The sequence below is a fragment of the Aeromonas sp. A35_P genome (assembly GCF_002259925.1).
GTDB classification, from domain to species: Bacteria; Pseudomonadota; Gammaproteobacteria; order Enterobacterales; family Aeromonadaceae; genus Aeromonas; species Aeromonas dhakensis.
The window spans coordinates 1,145-19,621 of the sequence record NZ_NEVB01000204.1 but is presented as its reverse complement, the minus strand read 5'-3'; the positions used below and the strand labels follow the sequence as shown (position 1 = coordinate 19,621).

Sequence of the window (18,477 nt, the reverse complement as noted above, 5' to 3'; positions counted from 1 at the left end):
ATTCAGAGTGACAAGGTTAAAAAATGGAGCGGCCCAGACGCTCGGCCAGCAGTTCCAGCGCGGCCGTGCCCGCCAGCGAGTTGCCCGCCTTGTTGAGCTCGGGCGACCAGACACAGACGCACAATTCACCCGGGATGAGGGCGATGATGCCGCCACCGACCCCCGACTTGCCCGGCATGCCGACCCGATAGGCGAAATCCCCCGCCTCGTCATAGAGGCCGCAGGTGGCGAGCAGGGCGTTGACCTGCTTGGTGGTGCGGGCCGGCAGCAGCGGAGAGCTTTCTCCAAGCGGCACGCCGCGGTTGGCCAGATAGATGAAGGCCCGCGCCAGATCGACGCAACTCATGCGAATGGCACAGGCATTGAAATAGCTCTGCAGCACCTTGTCCACTTCGTTCTCGAAGTTGCCATAGGCCTTCATCAGATAGGCGATGGCCGCGTTGCGGGCAGAGTGTTGATATTCGGAGCGGGCCACCACCTGACCCGCCATGATGGCCGGGTTGCCCGAGAGGCGGCGGACCAGCTCCAGGGTGCGCTGACGCGGGGCGGTGAGACGGGTCTCCAGCAGATCGCTCACCACCAGCGCACCGGCGTTGATGAAGGGGTTGCGGGGAATGCCCTGCTCGAACTCGAGCTGCACCAGAGAATTGAAGGGCTGACCTGAGGGCTCCTTGCCGACCCGGGCCCAGATCTCCTCCTCCTGATAGAGGGTGAGCGCCAGGGTCAGGCTCAGGGCCTTGGAGATACTCTGGATGGAGAAGGGCTCGAAGGCGTCACCTGCGGTGAACAACTCCCCTTCGACGGTACAGACGGCGATCCCGAGCCGTTCGGCCGGCACCTGGGCCAGTGCGGGAATATAGTCGGCCACCTTGCCCTGCCCGAGCAGCGGGCGCACCTCATCCAGGATGCTGGCCAGTAATTCGGATGACAACACCATAAGCGATTCCATAACTAAGGTGGCGATCCCGTCACCACCGACAAAAATCCCGCCAGCGGCGGGACTTGTCTATCTGCTGTCGCAGGCTGTCAAACCGGGGCGCCTGCCACAGCCGGCCTGATATCAGGCGGGTTCGCCGTACCAGAGGTCGAACAGCTCGGAAACCACCACGGCTTCCATCCCCTTGCCTTCCAGCCAGGTTTTGACGGCGGCGCGGTCTTCTTCGCTGCACTTGCCCAGCTGCTGGGTGCAGATCATCCCTTCCCAGGCCAGGTGGCCGGAGCCGGCGAAGGCCAGTTTGCGGGGTTCGATCACTTCATCGATCATCGCATCGACTACAGCATCGATGGTCTCTTCGGCAGTGCCGACCGGGAAGTTGAAACTGATGTCGAAGCCCATTTCCTGGAATTCATCGACGCGCAGTTTCTTGCGCAGGCGGCGGCTACGATTGGCCATGATAGCTCCTTCAGTTAGTTGACACGTTTGAAAATCAGATCCCATACCCCGTGACCGAGACGGTGGCCACGTTGTTCGAATTTGGTCAGCGGACGCCAGTCCGGGCGCGGCACCCAGTTGCCGGTGGCGGAGGTGTTCTCGTACCCCTCGGCGGCGCTCATCACTTCCAGCATGTGCTCGGCGTAGTTTTCCCAGTCGGTGGCCATGTGGAACACGCCACCGATGGCCAGCTTCTGGCGAATGTCCTGGGCAAAGGCCGGCTGGACGATGCGACGCTTGTGGTGGCGGCTCTTGTGCCAAGGGTCAGGGAAGAACAGCTGCAGGCAGGCGAGCGAGCCGTTCGGGATCATGTGCTCCAGCACCTCGACCGCGTCGTGGCAGATGACACGCAGATTGGTGACCCCCGCTTCCTGGGCGGTGCCCAGGCAAGCACCGACACCCGGCGAGTGCACCTCGATACCGATGAAGTTCTTCTCGGGGGCATTATTGGCCATCTCCACCAGGGAGGCGCCCATGCCAAAGCCGATCTCCAGCACCACAGGGGCCTCGCGGCCAAACAGGGCAACCAGATCGAGCGGCTCCGGTGCGAAATCGATGCCCATGACCGGCCACAGCTCCTCCAGAGCCTTCTCCTGCCCTTTGGTCAGGCGGCCTTCGCGACGGACAAAGCTGCGGATCTTGCGCATGAACTTGCCGTCTTCGTTAAATACATCTTGGGTCACAGGCATAATCAAATTGCTCGTTTATTGCATCGGTCTGGGTCACAGACGACATAAATGGATTGCTAGCTATCTCGTCGTGCTGGTCACAGACGACCGAGATGAATTGCTCGTTGTTTCATCGCTCCACCTCGCCGATGAACGCGAAATTGCTCGTCATTTCATCGCTTGGCGAAACAGGGTAGCGAATTATCCCAAGATAGGCCCAAGGCGCAAGTGTTTCACGCAACAAATCCCCCGACACAGACCAATTCCGCCACCGCGATTGACAAATGCCACCCCGTTCACAGAATCTGCCGGGGCTCGGGCGCATCCTGACCTGCGCAAATAAAGCCATACACAACAAAGGATTGCAGTATGAAACACACAGCATTGGCGTTTGCCATCACAGCCCTGCTGGCCGGGTGCAACACCTCCAGCAACGATTCACAGGCCCCCTCCGCCGCCGAGCAGGCCTATGAATACCTGGTGCAGCTGAGTTCCACCGCCGAGGGGATCGGCGCCAGACCCACCGGCAGCGAGGCCGAGACCCGCGCTGCCGCCTGGATCCAGGACCACCTGGCCGGCTGGGGCTACGAGGTGCAGAACCAGCCCTTCACCTACACCAAGAGCGGGGCCAGCAAGACCTCCCAGAACCTCATCGCCGAGCTCAAGGGCAAGAGCGACAAGGTGATCCTGATCGGTGCCCACTATGACAGCACAGGCGACAAGAAGGGCTCCGAGGGAGCCACCGACAACGGTGCCGGGGTCGCAGCCCTCTTGGCGGTGGCCGAAGCACTCAAGGGGCAGACCCTGCCCTACACGGTGCGCTTCGCCTTCTTTGGCGCCGAAGAGAACGGCCTCAACGGCTCCAAGGCCTATGCCGCCAGCCTCGACAGCGCCGCCGTCGCCAAGCTGCTGGCCATGGTGAACTACGACACCATCGCCGGGGGCGACATCGTCTACGTCCACTCGGCCCACTCCAACGTGGCCGAGTACAACTGCGCCGATCCGAGCCGCTACAGCTTCGATCCCAAGGTACGGGATCGCCTGCTGGCTATCTCCAAGCAGACCGCCACCCCGTTTGCCATCCACCCCAGCTACAGCGGCTACCCGGAAGGGGAGACCGGCAGCTGGTCCGATCATGCGCCGTTCGCCTGCCTCGGAGTGCCCATCGCCTACGTGGAGGCTACCAACTTCACCATCAACGGGGCGGATGGCTACGACGGCTACTCCCAGACCACCAATCCGGCGCTGTGGGACTGCTACGACGAGGCCACCAAGAGCGCCTGCGATCGAGACAGCGAAACCCAGTGGGGCAAGATCTGGCATACCCAATATGACCGCCTCGACAAGATGGCCGAACTGTTCCCGGGCCGGGTACAACAGCAGCTCGGCGCCAATACCGAGCTGATGATCCGCTTCCTCAGGGAGCCGGGTCTGTAACCCTCTCATCTCGCCACTGAACCGGGGCTTTTGCGCCTCGCGGCCGTCCCGGGCCGATAAAATTCGGGCAGGTGCCAAACCTGCCCTTTTTTATCGATTTTTGTTACAGCCATTGCCTCATTTTTTAAATCTGATACAAACGGATAACTTGGCGGTCGAATGGAGCGACCGCTCACCACGCCAGAGAGAATCCTATGCAGCCCTTTTTTGCCCAGCGCTTCGAGAAGGTTGAGCCTTCCTTCATCCGCGAGATCCTCAAAGTCGCCGCCAATCCGGAGATCATCTCCTTCGCCGGCGGTCTGCCCAATCCGCACCTGTTCCCGGTCAAAGCCATCGAGCAGGCCTGCCAGCACGTGCTGCGCGAGCAGGGTGCCGCGGCCCTGCAGTATGCGGCCACCGAGGGCTTCGCCCCGCTGCGCCAGTACATCGCCGACCGCTATCTGGCCCGCCACGGCATGCAGGTCAATCCGGACAACATCCTCATCACCAGCGGCTCCCAGCAGGCGCTGGATCTGCTGGGCAAGGTGCTGATCGACGAGGGGCAGGATCTCATCATCGAGGAGCCTGGCTATCTCGGTGCCATCCAGGCCTTCTCCGTCTATCAACCGGCCTTCAAACCCATCACCCTGGGTGAAGAGGGGCTGGATCTGGCGGCGCTGGATGCGCTGCTGGCCAGTGGCTCCAACGCCAAGCTGCTCTACGGCGTGCCCAACTTCCAGAACCCGAGCGGTGTCTCCTACAGCCGCGCCAATCGCGAGGCGCTGGCCGAGCGGCTGGTGCGCCACGAACTGCTGATGGTGGAAGACGACCCCTACGGCGAGCTGCGCTTCGAGGGCGAGCACCTGCCCCCCATCGCCAAGCTGGCACCGAACAATACCGTGCTGCTCGGCTCCTTCTCCAAGACCGTCGTTCCGGCCTTCCGCCTCGGCTGGATGCTGGTGCCGGACTGGTTGCGCAAGAAGGTCACCATCGCCAAGCAGGCCACCGACCTGCACAGCAACGCCTTCAGCCAGCAGGTGCTGCACCGCTTCCTGATCGACAACTCGCTCGATGCCCACCTCGAGAAGATCAAGGAGGTCTATGGCCGCCAGCGCGCCGCCATGGAGGCCGCCCTGGCCCGTCACTGCCCGCCCGGCGTCAGCTATACCCGGCCTGAAGGGGGCATGTTCCTCTGGCTGACCCTGCCCGCCAGCGTCAGCGCCATGGCGCTGTTTGACGAGGCGATCAAGGAGAAGGTGGCCTTCGTACCGGGCGCTCCTTTCTATGTGCGCCCCGAGATCCAGAACACCCTGCGCCTGAGCTTCTCCTGCGTGGATGAAGCCACCATCGAGGAGGGGGTCAAGCGTCTGTGTCGCGCCCTCGCCCGCATGCTCTGACACGCCTCGGGATGAAAAAAACCAGCGACCAAGGTCGCTGGTTTTTTTTATGGGTGGCAGGCTGGCTCAGGCCTTCGCCAGCAGGGCGGCAAACTCCTTCATCGGCATCGGCCGGCCAAAGAGATAACCCTGCAGGAAGGTCACCTGACGCGCCCGCAGATAGGCGGCCTGCACCTCGTTCTCCACCCCTTCGGCCACCAGTTGCAGGCCGAGCCGGGTCGCCAGATCGATGACGTTCTCGACGATGTGGCTGGAGAGGGCATCGGAGCCTATCATGCCGACGAAGCTCTGATCGATCTTGAGAAAGTCCACCTGGAACTGCTGCAGGTAGGTGAGACTGGAGTGGCCGGTGCCGAAGTCGTCGATGGCGATGAAGACCCCCAATTGATGCAGCTCGGCAAACAGCCGGTCGGTCGTCTCGTCCGCCACGATCAGCTCCCGCTCGGTCAGCTCCAGCACCAGCTTGACGGGGTTCTCCCTAAACGCATTGATGAACTGGCGACAATCCTCCACCAGGCTCAGATCCTTGCAGTGGTTGGCGCTGATGTTGAAGCCGAAGTGGAACCCTCTGGGCAGGCAGTGCACTCGGCCTGCGAACTGTTCACGCACCTGCTCCATCAGCAGGCGGGTCATGGGCACGATGAGGCCGCTGTCTTCGGCCAGCGGGATGAAGCGATCCGGCGAGATGAGGCCCTGACGCGGATGCTGCCAGCGCATCAGCACCTCGCAGCCGCTCCAGTGGGCGTCGTCACCGGTCACCACCGGCTGCAGGTAGGGAATGAACTCCCGCTGATCCAGCGCCCGCCGCAGCTCCTGGGAGGGAGAGGTCGAGCGACCGGTCAGCCAGTAGACCAGACAGCCCACCACCAGCCCCAGCAGGGGATAGATGATGAGACTGGCCCGAGAGTAGCTCCAGATGTGACTGCCGTACTCGTCCTGGGAGAGCTCGGTGACAACCCGAAACGGGTACTTGCCGGAGACCTGCTCCAGCGAGCCCAGCGCCAGTGGCGGCACCTGGTCGTGGATCTGACCGTTGGCCAGCATGCTCTGCGCACCGATCACCAGGGTCAGCGGCGAGTTGCGGCTGAGCATGTCGAGGATGTTGTGCAGATAATAACCGTCGATCCCGACCAGCACGCTGTACTCCCCCACCGGCTGGCGATAGACCACCAGAGGCCGATCCGGGGTCACCGGATTGCCCCGCATCAGGTCCAGCTGGCCATTGGCATAGTCGGCCAGCTTGAAGGGCCCCTGGTAAGAACCATAGAGCGAAGAGCAGTAGACCACTTCCCCTTTGGCCAGGTTGACGGTACGCACATCCGGTATGGTGGCCACCTGATCCCGCAGCCCCTGCACCACCTCCTCGCAGGGGCACCCTAGGCTGCCCTCTACCATTGCGGCCGCCTGGTGGGCGTGATCCAGGGTGCGTTCCAGCATGTTGCGGGCATGGAGCAGGCGCTCTTCGGCATCCTGCTTCATGCCGGCAAAGGTCTGCCAGGAGACGATCAGCACACCGAGCAACAGGGGCAGCAGGCCGGCCAGCAGAGCAGCCCCCAGCCGGGTATAAAACTGGCGCAACCTCAAACGACGAAACGGCATACTTCCCCTCGTGGCAACGGTGAAAAGGCGGACGAGTCTACTCCTATCCCCTTTGCTGACAAGCACTTCTGATGCAACTGGCAGCAGGCCTAACCAGAGTACAACACGGCCTTCACGGCAGGGCAGCTATCCTGCCAAACCGGCTTTGACGATTATAATCTTTGCAAAAACAGTTGCTTGTTCATCTTGCGCAGGCCCACTAGAGTAGAGCCAACAGCGTCAGGGAGTCTGGATATGAAAATATTGATCACGGGCGGGACGGGTTTCATCGGTCGCCGTCTGGTGGCCCACCTCAAGGTGGCGCACGAGGTGCTGGTGCTGACCCGCCAGGGCAGCCGCGCCTACGATCTGCTCGGCCACGACGTCAAGCTGATCGACACCCTGGACCGGCTCGACAACCTCAACGATGTGGATGCGGTCATCAACCTGGCGGGGGAACCCATCGCCAACGGCCGCTGGAGCGAGCGGCGCAAGCAGCAACTCTGCGACAGTCGCTGGCTGCTGACCGAGCAGCTGGTCGATCTCATCAAGCTCTCCGACACCCCGCCCCGGGTGCTGATCAACGCCTCCGCCATCGGCTGGTATGGCCGCCAGGGCGATGAGCCGCTGGATGAACAGTGCCAGACCCCTCACGACGAATTCACCCATCAGCTCTGTCAGCAGTGGGAAACTCTGGCCCGCGAAGCCCGCGGCACCCACACCCGGGTCTGCATCGTGCGCATCGGGCTGGTGCTCGGCACCGACGGCGGCGCCCTGCCCAGGATGCTGCCCCCCTATCGCCTCGGCCTCGGCGGTCCCATGGGCACGGGAGACCAGATCATGAGCTGGATCCACATTCAGGATCTGGTGCGCGCCATCCTGTTCCTGCTGGATCACGAGGAGTGCGACGGCCTCTTCAACGGCACGGCGCCCCGGCCGGTCAGCAACCGTGAGTTCAGCCAGACCCTGGCCGGCACCCTGCACCGCCCGCACCTCTTCTTCGTGCCAGCCCCCCTGCTGCAACTGCTGATGGGCGAGGCGGCCGACCTGCTGCTCACCGGCCAGAAGGTGCTGCCGACCCGTCTGCAGCAGGCCGGCTTCCACTTCACCTACCCGGCGCTGTCCCAGGCCCTTGCCAATCTGCTGAGCACTCCCCGCTGACTGGGCTCTTCAGCCAACCGGACAACAATCAGCCCGGCCATTGGCCGGGCTGATTGTTGTTGCTCCTTGCGGCATCCGCACAGGATGCGGTGATCAGAGCAGGCCCTGCCCCAGCCCCCGCAGCCGATCGCTCAGGGTACCCGCCAGCAGCTGACGCTGCATGCCCTGCCCGGCCAAGGTCACCAGCACGGCACCCAGCAACGGCAGACCGGCCCAGATGGCCCAGTGGAACTGCCACTGCCCCTCGAACCACCACCACTGCAGGCCGAAGGAGCAGAGTTCGACCACCATGGCGGCGCACAGCCCCGCCAGCAGGCCGCTGGCAACCAACTCCCAACGCAGCATCTTCCTGAGCAGCTCGCTGCCGGCCCCCAGAGTGCGCATCAGCAGCAGTTCACGGCGTCGATGGGCCATGCTGGCCTGGGTCTGGGTCAGCAGCACCAGCAGCGCAGCCACCGTCACCAGCCCCAGCATCAGCCCCAGCGCCCGGCTCACCTGATCCGACACCGCCGTCAGCCGCACGATCAAATCGTCCACGTCGATCAGGCTCACCGTGGGGTGCCGGCGGATCAGCTCCACTTCGGCCACCCGCCCCTGCTCCGGCAGACGATAGCTGCCAAGCCAGGTCTGGGAGAAGGGAGCCAGCACGTCCGGCGAGAAGATCATGTAGAAGTTGGGGCGCATGTTGTCCCACTTGATGGCCCGCAGGCTGGTCACCTTCGCCTTGAAGCTGCGCCCCTCGATGGTAAAGCCCAGGGTGTCGCCGAGCGCGATGTCGAGTCGCTTGGCCAGATCCTTGTCTACCGATACCTGGCCGGGGCCGTCCAGCCAGCGTCCTGCGGTCAGGGTATTGTCCGGCGGCAAGGTGGCGGTGGTGGTGAAGTTGAGCTCGCGATTGACCCCCTCGCGGCCATCTTCATCCGTGTCGCGCACCGCCTCGCTGGCGATGCTGACCAGCCGGCCACGCACCATGGGGTAGAAGTCCGAAGTCACGGCCCCCGCCTGGCGCAGATCGGTCAGGATCCCCTCCCGCTCCCCGTCCGCCACGTTGACCAGGAAGCGGTTGGGGGCATCCGCCGGCAACCGGGCCGAAAACTCGCCGAGCAGGTCGACCCGCGCCGCCCACAGCAGACCGAACAGCATGAGTGCCAGCGCAAAGCCCGCCAGCTGGAACAGACCACTGCCCCGCTCGCGGGAAAGGTGGCTGATGGCCAGCCGCAGCGCGTGAGGGCCCTGTACCCGCCGCCCCAGTCGCAGCAGCAGGGAGGCGATCACTGCCAGCAGCCCCATCAGCAGGCCCATGCCGCCGATCAGCCCCAACGCCAGAGTCGCATCGGCGGTGAAGCCCCACACCAGCCCAAACAGGCCGAGCAGTGCCACCGGCAACGCCAGCCAGGGCGGGATCCCCGCCTCCAGCTCGCGGCGCAGCACCCGCAGCGGCGGCACCTTGAGCAGGCGCAGGAAGGGCACGAAGGCCAGCAGCAGGGTGATGAAGAAGGCCACCGCCAGCCCCAGCGCAAAGGGGCGCCACGACGGCGGCGGCAGATCGGCCGGCAGCAGGTTGCCCAGCAGATGCAGGGTCAGCCACTGCATGGCGCTGCCCGCCACCAGACCGAGCAGGGCGCCCGCCAGGGTCAGCGACAGCAGCAGGGTGCCCATCAGTTGCCAGAGCGTGCGCCGCGACGCGCCGAGCGTCTTGAGCAGCGCCACCATGTTGGTCTGGCGCTCGGCGAAGTGACGGACCGCGATGCCCATGGCCAGCGCCCCCAGCAGCACCCCGGCCAGGGAAGCGAGCCGGAAGAAGCGCTCGGCATTGGCCAGCGAGCGGCCAACCTGGGAGCCCTGGTCATCCGGCTTGATCAGCTTCTGCCCCGCCTTGAGCCTGGGTTTGAGCCAGCGTTCATACTCGGCCACCTGCTCGCGGGAGCCCTTGAACAGATAGCGCCACTGCTGGCGGCTGCCTGGCAACAGGGCACCGGTCGCCTCCACATCGGCGCTGTGGATCAGCGCCCTCGGCGCCAGCAGGAAGGGGCTGAAGCCCTGATCCGGCTCCTGACCCAGTACCCCCGCCACCTTGAGCACCGTATTGCCCACCTCCAGCTCATCCCCCAACTTGGTCGCCAGCAGCTGCATCACCCGGGCGGAGAGCCAGATCTCGCCGGGCGCCGGCGCCCGCTGGGGGGTCAGCTCCAGCTTGCCGTAAAAGGGGAAATCCTCAGGTACGGCGCGGATGGACGCCAGTTGCAGGGCATCCCCATGAAACAGCATGCTGTTGAAGCTGACCGTGGTCTGCACCGCCAGCCCCGTTTTGACCGCCTGTTCGAGCCAGCCGGCCGGCGCCGGCGTGGCCGAACGCAGCGCCCGGTCAGCACCGATAAAGTCCCGCCCCGAGGCTTTGAGCCCGGCATCCAGCCGATCCGCCACCAGAGCCACGCTCAGTACGCAGGCCACGCTCAGCGCCAGCGCCAGCACGAACCAGCGCAGCTCGCCGTTAAACCCTTCGCGCCGCAACAGGCGCAATCCCAGTCGCCACTGACTCATCACAGCTCCCTGACTCTTGATGTGGAGGCGTCTTCGGATGCTGCCGCATCCGCCTCCAGCCGCCCCGCCGCCATCACCAGCTGCCGCTGGCAACGCCGGGCCAGGTCGTGATCATGGGTCACCACCACGAGCGTGGTGCCGTGCTCGCGGTTGAGCTCGAACAGCAGTTCGATCACCCGCTCCCCGGTCTTGCTGTCGAGGTTGCCGGTGGGCTCGTCGGCCAGCAGCAGGCTGGGCCTCGTCATGAAGGCGCGGGCGATGGCCACCCGCTGCTGCTCGCCGCCGGAGAGACGCGGTGGCAGATGGTGCAGCCGTTCACCAAGGCCGACCGCCGCCAGCAACTCGCGGGCACGCGGTTCGCAGCGGGTCTCGCCGCGCAGCTCGGCGGGCAGCATGACGTTCTCCAGCGCGCTCAGGGTGGGCAACAGCAGGAAAGACTGGAAGATGAACCCCACCTGCTCGGCCCGCAGCCGGGCACGCCCCTCCTCATCCAGTTGCAGCAGAGACTGGCCGAGGATCTCGATATCCCCCTGGCTAGGCAGATCGAGCCCGGCCAGCAGCCCCAGCAGGGTGGACTTGCCGGAGCCGGAGGCACCGACCAGCGCCACCGTTTCGCCGCTATTGACTTGCAGGTCGATCCCTTCAAGGATGGTGAGGCTTTCCTGGCCCAGGCGCACTGTCTTGCCCAGGCCCTTGACGTTGATAATGGGAGTTGAATTCATGACGCGTTTCCTGTTTGCCTTGTGCTGCCTGGTCTCATCGGTGCAGGCCCAGACCCTGCTGGTGCTGGGCGACAGCCTGAGTGCGGGTTATCAGATGCCGGCGGAGCAGAGCTGGCCTGCCCTGCTCAATCAGAAATGGCAGCAGCAGGGGGGTAAACATCAGCTTATCAATGCCAGCATCAGTGGTGAAACTACGCAAGGGGCGCTGGCCAGATTACCCGCTCTGCTCAAGGAACATCAACCGGACTGGGTGCTGATCGAACTGGGTGGCAACGACGGGTTGCGCGGGTTCGCACCGGCCATCACCCGGGACAATCTCACCAAAATGGTGGAGCTGACCAAGGCGCAACAGGTAAAAACCGTGTTGACCCAGATCCAGCTGCCCCGCAACTACGGTGCCCGCTACCTGCGCCAGTTCGAGCAGATCTTCCCGGAACTGGCCAGCGCCAATCAGCTGCCGCTGATGCCCTTCTTCATGGATGATATTGCGCTGCGCCCTGAACTCATGATGAACGATGGCATTCACCCCACCGCCGCCGCCCAGCCGCAGATCCGCGACCGGGTGGCCAGCTTCATCGAGCCGCTGCTGACCCAATGAGCCCGCCATGGCACCTCGTTCGCCATCCGGGGCGAACGGCCCCATAAAAAATCCCGCCTTGGCGGGATTTTTTATGGGGTCTGGCAGGGCCATCTCAGCGCTCCAGCAGCTGACGCAAGCGCTCCTGGGCCACCCCGACCAGCAAGTCTGGCTGGAACTTGGAGATGAAGCGATCGCAGCCCACCTTCTTGACCATGGCTTCGTTGAAGTTGCCGCTCAAAGAGGTGTTGAGGGTGATGAAGAGATCGGACATGCGGGCATCGCTGCGAATTTCGTGGGTCAGCCGGTAGCCGTCCATCTCCGGCATCTCGGCATCGGTGATCATCAGCAGGATCTCGTCGGTCACCTTCTTGCCCGCATCGCACCACCCCTTGAGCAGATTGAGCGCCTGCAGGCCATCCTGGCATTCGATCACCTCCAGCCCCAGCTGGCCTAGGGTCTCGCGCACCAGGTTGCGAGCCGTGCTGGAATCGTCGACGATCAGCACCTTGCGGCCGTGCATTTCCGGCAGGATATCCCGATCCAGCACCTCTTCCGAGATGCGGATGTCGTAGGTGATGATCTCGGCCAGCACCTTCTCCACGTCGATAATCTCGACGATCTGATCGACACCGTCCTCGGGAATGCGGGTGATGGCGGTCAGGTAGTTCGCCCGCCCGGCCGAGCGCGGTGGCGGCAGTATGTCCTTCCAGGTCATGTTGACGATGTTGGCCACCTGGCCGACCAGAAAGCCCTGAATGGTGCGGTTGTACTCGGTGATGATGAGGTTGGATTCGGCATCGATGGGCATGGGGCGCATGCCGATGGCGCTGCGCAGGTTGATCACCGGAATGGAGGTGCCGCGGATGTTGGCCACCCCGCTGATGTTGTGGTGTGCACCGGGCATCTTGTTGAGGTGAGGCAGCTTGACCACTTCCCGTACTTTGAACACGTTGATCGCAAACAGCTGCTGGGATCCCAAACGGAACATTAACAGCTCCAGACGGTTCTCTCCTACCAACTGGGTACGCTGATCCACCGAATCCAATATGCTCGCCATATAAAGCCCTTACGTCCGTTGCCCGAGTCTCGCCATAGTATAGAAGGGTCAGAATCCCAACACGACCCGTATTCTTATCCTATGTCGGCCAGATGATGGCTGAACTTGATTAAAAAAAGCGAGACTCCGCTCGCGCCCATGCTCTCTTCAAACCTGTCAGTAGTCATTCACGAAAATACCCACACCTGGCGCACGATTACTCCCTTTGGGGATAAGCTGAAAGCCAGCCCGGTATCGCCATCCATAAAAAAAGCGGCAGATTGCTCTGCCGCTTTTTGCCTGGGGTCGACCGGATTACTTGTCGATATCCAGCATGTTGTTGTTGAGCATGTAGTCGATCACCTGGGACGAGGTGGCCGCCGCGCTGCCGGTGAGGCTGTCGAACGTGTGGTTCATCAGCACTATCTCCTGGGTTACGGGGGCGGCGCTGCTCTCCTTGACCTGCAGGTGCACCCCTTCACTGTCCTGGAAGACAGAGAGCAGGCTCTTCAGATCGTTCTGGTTGCGAGAACCGTCGTGATCCAGCAGGTCGCTCAGATCCAGCTTGTCACCTTCCGCCTTGGAGAAGTCGACCACGTAGTCCTTGGCAACGCTGCCAGCGGCTGTATCGCCCTGCAGCCAGGTGAAGGTATCGGCACCGCTATCCCCCTTGAGGATGTCATTGCCAAGCCCGCCGACCAGGATGTCATTGCCCAGACCGCCGATCAGGTTATCGTCGCCGCTACCGCCAAACAGGGTATCGTTGCCGCTGCCACCGTACAGGGTATCGTTGCCGCTCTCGCCATACAGGGTGTCGTTGCCGGCACCACCAAACAGGATGTCGTTGCCGGCCCCGCCGAACAGGAAGTCATCGCCCCCCTGACCGAACAGGATGTCGTTGCCATCCCCGCCAATCAGCACGTCCGCCTTGTCGTTGCTGGAGGACTGATCAAACTCGCTGGCATGATCCGTGATGTAGTCATGGACCTGGGCATCGGTCACCGAGCCTGCGCTCAGCTTGCCGGCCACATACTGCTTGATGGCCGCATAGCCTTCACCGTTGATGCCGGCAAAGTGGATGGCATCACCAAACAGGATGTCGTCACCGGCACCGCCGTCGATCCGGTCGCTACCCGGCAGGTTGTTCACCGAGGTACCCAGAATGGCGTTGGCCAGGTCGTTGGCTGACACGTTGGACTGCACGATCTGATCACTGTCGAACAGCTTCAGGGTATCGATGGAGACGTTGCTGCCGATGCCGATCGCTTCCAGCGTCACGTTATTGGCCAGCAGAAGCGGCAGCACAGCCAGCGCGTTTTGCAATGCCCAGTAGTTGCTGTCATAGGAGGTGGAGATCTCGAAGGTACCATCCCCCTGTGCCTTCAAGGTCCCGATGGAGGTTGAGCTCCACTTGTTGTTATTGCCCTGCGACCACTTCTGAACATTGCCGCTCGCGTCGATCAGTACCCGGTTGGCACCGCCGATGTAGGCGTAGAAGGCTTCACCCGGCACATAGTTGTTGACGTTGACAAACGAATCGAGACGCTCGTTGGTCTTCGTATTCACGATCGGGTTGGTATCTTCATAGTCGTAATAGGTGTTTGGTGCCCCATCGGTAATGAAGTACGCCAGGTTCTTCGCATTGCCGTTGTTCTTGGCAGTGTCGCTGTTGAACCAGTTTGAGGTTGTCTTGAGCGCATCCTCGTAGTTGGTCGCCCCACCATTCCAGTAACTGCCGTCCATGCTGTCGAGCACGGCCTGCAACTTGGTCAGGACATTGGGATCCTTCAAGTCCACGCTGATGGACTTGTTGGCCTGACTGTCGAAGTCCACCAGGAAGATGTTGACCTTCCCCGCCCCCTCAGTACCGGCACTGGTCTTGAGGGTTGCAAACACCTGGGCCAGCTGGCTCTTGATGGTGTTCATGGCGCTGGTGCCGATACTGCCCGAGCTGTCGACCATGAAGGCGATGTTGTAGTTCTGGCCCGGCAGCACCACGCTGCCATCCAGATCCCCGACCACGATATTGTGTTCGCTGCCATAGGTGCGGTTCTGATCGCCCGGCTCCCCCTCGGTAGAGAGGAAGTAGCTCATGCGGATCGAGTCCTGATCCGATGCGCTGCTGGTCTGATCGGTCGCTACTTCCTTGGCGATGGCTTCGACCTTGAGGTCGAACTGGCCGGCACTGCTGCCCGGCACCCGCAGAGTCAAACCGGTCAGTTTGACGTCCAGCGCGCTCTGGTTCCACAGACCGGTCAGCGTCAGCTTGCCATCGGCCCCCACAGTGCCGAGCGCGGTAGTACCCTGATACAGCGTCGATCCCGTCGGCATGCCGGTCAGCACCAGACTGTCGAACTGCTCGCTGCCATCCCGGTCGGTCAGGGAAGCGCTGATCTCGAGCGGATAATCCACCAAGCTGGGCGGTACTGCCGTCAGGGTGCCGTCGGTCTGGTTGAACTGATAGATGCCGTCATCAAACTGCACCAGCTCGATGTCGTAGAGCGACTTGCTGATGGTGACGCCGTTCTCCTTCACTAGGAAGTTGAAACCGCCATCACTTCTGCGCTCGATGACATAGTTGGCACGCGAGCCCATCAGCACGGCCAGGTCGGTCCCGGCGCCGCCATACAGGGAGTCGCCACCCAGTCCGGCCACCAGGATATCGTTGCCGGTGCCGCCATCGAGGGTATCGCCGGAAACTGAGTTGCCGCCGACCAGTACATCATTGCCAGCACCGCCGATGAAGTAATCGCCGCCGCCCTTGACGCTGACGATATAGTCATTGCCGTTGCCGCCCACTACCTGATCCTGACTGGTGGTGCTGTCGGTCAGACTATTGGTGATGCCAAAGTTGCCCTTGTTGAAGTTGCCGCTCTGGAACGCCCCGGTGGAGATGCCGGACGACGGGTACTGGCTATAGAGCGGTACGCCGTTGCCGGTCAGACTGATGTCGACCACCGGCTTGTCCGCCACCGCCGCGATATCGATCACCAGCTTGCCGCTGTTGCTCAGGTTGGCGCCGTCGCTGATCTGGTAACCAAAGCTGGCATAGTCGCCCTGCAGGTTGCCGGTCACGACGCCATTGCCGTTGCTGGCATTGGTGCTCGACTCGTTGAGGCCCGGTACGAAACGCAGGTGGCCGCTGTCGATATCGGCGTAGGAGACAAGATCCCCCGCCTTCACCGCGATCCACTGGCCGGCTGCGTTCAGGTACTCCAGCTTGCCGCTCAGCGGCAGAGTATTGATCTGCACGCTCAGATCGGAGGCCGCCTGATCATCGCTGGCACCAAACTGGGCCCACTTCAGCACCAGCGGCGTATCTTCCTTGCCGGCACTGTAACCACCCGTGGTCACCGGCGCACGATCGTTGTCGATGATGGTACCAGTGCCGTTTTGACCGCCAACGGTCACGGTCAGGGTTTCATTCGCTTCGACCAGACGATCGTCCACCGTCGGTATGGTCACGGTAAAGCCCGACACCCCGGCCGGCACGGTGATCTTGCCGGTGGCACTGTTGTAGGTCACTCCATTGCTGAACTGGGCAGTACCCCAGTCAAGGCTGGAAGCCTGATTGGTACCGCTGCCCTTGATGCCGAAGTCATACTGGGTCGCCTCCTGGGTCGCATCAGAGAGCGTTACCGTATGCAGCAGGTTGCTACCCTCGGTCGTGCTCTCACTGGAGACCGACTGCACAATGGGGGTAAACAGCGGTTTGGTGGCGAAAGAGCCCAGACTCCAGTCGCCGTCGCCATCCACCACCTTGATCTGGAAGTCGATGTCGCCATCGCCCAGCGGCTTGGACATGTTCTGATACTGGAAGAACTCCCACTTGCCGGTGGCCGGGGTAAATTCCAGACGGAACACCAGGGTACCATCGCTGGCCTTGCCGACCAGGGTATTGGCCGATTCCATCGAGGTGGTGATCAGCTTGCCGGTCGCCGTGGTCAGCCCGGTCTCGGTAGAACCGACCAGCTGCATGTAACCCTTGCCGTCGGCGCCCCACTGCGGGGTGACCGTGCCGGAACCGTAAGCGATGGCCGGTGCCGTCGTCGCCCCGAGGAACTCGATGCTCTTCACGGTGAAGTCGCTGTTGTCGCCATAGAGGCCGTTACCATTGTTGGTGGCCTTGATGACCATGGTATCGAAACCACCCTGCTGCACCTGGAAGTTCTCGGCATAGTCGCCACCCGCCGCATTGGAGCTGAAGGTCTGGGTTCCGATCAGCACGCCGCCGCGGTAGAACTCGACCACCCCGCTCTCCAGCTCGCCACCGAACATCTGGCTGAACTTGATGTTGGCGCCATAGGCCACCTTGCCCGCATCCAGCTTGATGATCAGCTGCTCGGATGCCGAAGTGCCGTCTGCGAAGTGGCGGAAGTCCACCTCGTTGGCGAGGTTGTGGTTCGGTGAACCGACGCTGGAAACCCCCAGCCCGGCGCTGGAGCCGTTGACATTGGCCGTCGTCAGAGTCGAGTTGGTCGATGAGGTAAAGCCCAGCGCCGTGATGCTGAAACCGCTCACGTTCAGGGTCGTCTGGTTGCTGCCACTGTACTTGGTCAGATCAAACAGGCCGGTCAGGGTATCCGGAATGTTGGTCTTGATGACGGAGACGGCCGCCATGTCACCAGCCACCGGTGAATCGTCCTCGACCGAAATGGGCAGGCTGCCGGTGGTGGTGGTCTTGCCATCCGATACGGTCACACCGATCTGGAAGTTGAGTACGTCTTCACTGCCCTTGACCGGATGATCCAGCGGGGCCTTGAGCGTCACGTCATAGCTCCAGTCGCCCTTGCCGTTGCCGGCAGGCGCGGTCAGTTTCACATCCATGACCGCCTTGTAGTCGGCGCCGCCCGGTGTGCCGGTATAACCGGTCAACACCTTGGTGGCGGCATTCCAGCTCCACTGCACCGCGGCACCGCCAGCCGTCAGGCCAGCCGGCCCGTTCAGGCTGATGGTGAGCGTATCCTGGCTGTCAACGTCGCCGACCGTGATCTTGCCACTGGCGGCCACGCTGTCGGTGGTATCGCTGCTGCCTGCCGTATCGGCAATGCCGCCGGCAAGCCCTTCTTCGGAGACCACGGCCCCCTTGTCGATACTCAGGGTTGGCGCGTCGTTGGTACCGGTGATGGTGACCGAGACGCTATGGCTGGTGCCATCCACACTCTTGACGGTGAAGGTTTCAATACGGGTCTCACCTTGAGCCAGGTACTGCACCTTGCTGTTGTCGACGTTGTAGGTCCAGACACCGCCTTCGGTGATGGTCAGGCTACCCAGTGCACCCGCGCTCGGGGTGCCGTTGCCAGAAACAAACTTGGCTTCGTCCGCGCCATCCACGTCGGTCACGGTCAGGGTACCGGTCTCGGTCAGCAGCGGAGTGCTTTCATCTTCGGTGACCGCACCAGCGTCGGTGCCACCGATCACGGCAGAGTCGTTCACACCGGTGATGGTGATGGTGACGGTGTGGGTAGTGCCATCGACAGAGGCCACGGTGAAGGTCTCGACCTTGGTCTCGCCCTCACCCAGGTACTGCACCTTGCTGTTGTCGACGTTGTAGGTCCAGGTGCCGCCTTCGGTGATGGTCAGGCTGCCCAGTGCGCCAGTGCTGGCCACGCCGTTGCCCGCCACAAACTTGGCTTCATCCGCGCCATCCACGTCGGTCACGGTCAGGGTGCCGCTCTCGGTCAGGGTCGGGTTGCTTTCGTCTTCGATCACGCCACCGGTATCGGTACCGCCGATAACAGCGCTGTCGTTCACGCCAGTAATGGTGATGGTGACGGTGTGGGTAGTGCCATCCACAGACTCGACCACGAAGGTCTCGACCTTGGTTTCACCCTCGCCAAGGTACTGCACCTTGCTGTTGTCGACGCTGTAGGTCCAGGCACCGCCTTCGGTGATGGTCAGGCTGCCCAGTGCGCCCGCACTCGGGGTGCCGCTGCCCGCCACAAA

12 protein-coding genes are annotated in these 18,477 nt (G+C 62.7%); 4 read left to right on the top strand and 8 right to left on the bottom strand.

Going from position 1 to position 18,477, the window contains the following annotated elements; all coding sequences use genetic code 11:
• Positions 1-16 precede the first annotated feature (16 nt).
• From glsB to trmB, 3 genes are all read right to left on the bottom strand, one after another.
• A complete protein-coding gene (gene glsB / locus CAK78_RS14800; RefSeq protein WP_176452807.1) occupies positions 17-937 on the bottom strand; it encodes a glutaminase B in 921 nt (306 codons plus the stop codon).
• 123 nt (positions 938-1,060) lie between these two features.
• Entirely contained in the window at positions 1,061-1,393 is a 333-nt protein-coding gene (locus tag CAK78_RS14795) for a YggL family protein (RefSeq protein WP_005297793.1), read from the bottom strand.
• Positions 1,394-1,407: 14 nt separating this feature from the next.
• Complete coding sequence (gene trmB, locus CAK78_RS14790; protein ID WP_094697768.1) at positions 1,408-2,121, bottom strand: tRNA (guanosine(46)-N7)-methyltransferase TrmB; 714 nt, start codon at positions 2,119-2,121, stop codon at positions 1,408-1,410.
• A 348-nt stretch (positions 2,122-2,469) separates the two neighbouring features.
• On the opposite strand from trmB, the gene CAK78_RS14785 reads away from it, so the two are divergent.
• Both CAK78_RS14785 and CAK78_RS14780 read left to right on the top strand, forming a co-directional pair.
• Positions 2,470-3,537, top strand: a complete 1,068-nt coding sequence (locus CAK78_RS14785) for a M28 family metallopeptidase (RefSeq protein ID WP_094697767.1) — start codon at positions 2,470-2,472, stop codon at positions 3,535-3,537.
• 194 nt (positions 3,538-3,731) lie between these two features.
• A complete protein-coding gene (locus CAK78_RS14780) occupies positions 3,732-4,913 on the top strand; it encodes an aminotransferase-like domain-containing protein (protein WP_094697766.1) in 1,182 nt (393 codons plus the stop codon).
• A 66-nt stretch (positions 4,914-4,979) separates the two neighbouring features.
• On the opposite strand, the gene CAK78_RS14775 is transcribed toward CAK78_RS14780, so the two are convergent.
• Entirely contained in the window at positions 4,980-6,512 is a 1,533-nt protein-coding gene (locus CAK78_RS14775) for an EAL domain-containing protein (protein ID WP_094697765.1), read from the bottom strand.
• A 234-nt stretch (positions 6,513-6,746) separates the two neighbouring features.
• Here CAK78_RS14775 and CAK78_RS14770 point away from each other — a divergent pair, with 234 nt between their 5' ends.
• Positions 6,747-7,652 carry a TIGR01777 family oxidoreductase gene (locus CAK78_RS14770; RefSeq protein ID WP_094697764.1) on the top strand — a complete coding sequence of 302 codons (906 nt, stop codon included), beginning with the start codon at positions 6,747-6,749 and terminating at the stop codon, positions 7,650-7,652.
• A 93-nt stretch (positions 7,653-7,745) separates the two neighbouring features.
• Here CAK78_RS14770 and CAK78_RS14765 read toward each other — a convergent pair whose 3' ends face one another.
• Both CAK78_RS14765 and CAK78_RS14760 read right to left on the bottom strand, forming a co-directional pair.
• Positions 7,746-10,193 carry an ABC transporter permease gene (locus CAK78_RS14765; RefSeq protein WP_094697763.1) on the bottom strand — a complete coding sequence of 816 codons (2,448 nt, stop codon included), beginning with the start codon at positions 10,191-10,193 and terminating at the stop codon, positions 7,746-7,748.
• Positions 10,193-10,915, bottom strand: a complete 723-nt coding sequence (locus CAK78_RS14760; protein WP_094697762.1) for an ABC transporter ATP-binding protein — start codon at positions 10,913-10,915, stop codon at positions 10,193-10,195. The genes CAK78_RS14765 and CAK78_RS14760 overlap by 1 nt, the downstream gene beginning before the upstream one ends.
• On the opposite strand from CAK78_RS14760, the gene CAK78_RS14755 reads away from it, so the two are divergent.
• Positions 10,914-11,513, top strand: coding sequence for an arylesterase (locus CAK78_RS14755; protein WP_094697761.1), 600 nt, complete (start codon positions 10,914-10,916; stop codon positions 11,511-11,513). The genes CAK78_RS14760 and CAK78_RS14755 overlap by 2 nt on opposite strands.
• 94 nt (positions 11,514-11,607) lie before the next feature.
• Here the strand turns inward: CAK78_RS14755 and CAK78_RS14750 are convergent, their stop codons facing one another.
• Both CAK78_RS14750 and CAK78_RS14745 read right to left on the bottom strand, forming a co-directional pair.
• Complete coding sequence (locus CAK78_RS14750; RefSeq protein ID WP_094697760.1) at positions 11,608-12,552, bottom strand: chemotaxis protein CheV; 945 nt, start codon at positions 12,550-12,552, stop codon at positions 11,608-11,610.
• Positions 12,553-12,846: 294 nt separating this feature from the next.
• Positions 12,847-18,477 (bottom strand): VCBS domain-containing protein (locus tag CAK78_RS14745; RefSeq protein WP_094697759.1); only part of this gene is annotated, 5,631 nt, incomplete at its 5' end.

What these genes read in the sequence shown, in the direction of transcription:
- glsB (WP_176452807.1), bottom strand. Translation starts at nt 937, where the DNA reads ATGGTGTTGTCATCCGAATTACTGGCCAGCATCCTGGATGAGGTGCGC.
- CAK78_RS14795 (WP_005297793.1), bottom strand. Translation starts at nt 1,393, where the DNA reads ATGGCCAATCGTAGCCGCCGCCTGCGCAAGAAACTGCGCGTCGATGAA.
- trmB (WP_094697768.1), bottom strand. Translation starts at nt 2,121, where the DNA reads ATGCCTGTGACCCAAGATGTATTTAACGAAGACGGCAAGTTCATGCGC.
- CAK78_RS14785 (WP_094697767.1), top strand. Translation starts at nt 2,470, where the DNA reads ATGAAACACACAGCATTGGCGTTTGCCATCACAGCCCTGCTGGCCGGG.
- CAK78_RS14780 (WP_094697766.1), top strand. Translation starts at nt 3,732, where the DNA reads ATGCAGCCCTTTTTTGCCCAGCGCTTCGAGAAGGTTGAGCCTTCCTTC.
- CAK78_RS14775 (WP_094697765.1), bottom strand. Translation starts at nt 6,512, where the DNA reads ATGCCGTTTCGTCGTTTGAGGTTGCGCCAGTTTTATACCCGGCTGGGG.
- CAK78_RS14770 (WP_094697764.1), top strand. Translation starts at nt 6,747, where the DNA reads ATGAAAATATTGATCACGGGCGGGACGGGTTTCATCGGTCGCCGTCTG.
- CAK78_RS14765 (WP_094697763.1), bottom strand. Translation starts at nt 10,193, where the DNA reads ATGAGTCAGTGGCGACTGGGATTGCGCCTGTTGCGGCGCGAAGGGTTT.
- CAK78_RS14755 (WP_094697761.1), top strand. Translation starts at nt 10,914, where the DNA reads ATGACGCGTTTCCTGTTTGCCTTGTGCTGCCTGGTCTCATCGGTGCAG.
- CAK78_RS14760 (WP_094697762.1), bottom strand. Translation starts at nt 10,915, where the DNA reads ATGAATTCAACTCCCATTATCAACGTCAAGGGCCTGGGCAAGACAGTG.
- CAK78_RS14750 (WP_094697760.1), bottom strand. Translation starts at nt 12,552, where the DNA reads ATGGCGAGCATATTGGATTCGGTGGATCAGCGTACCCAGTTGGTAGGA.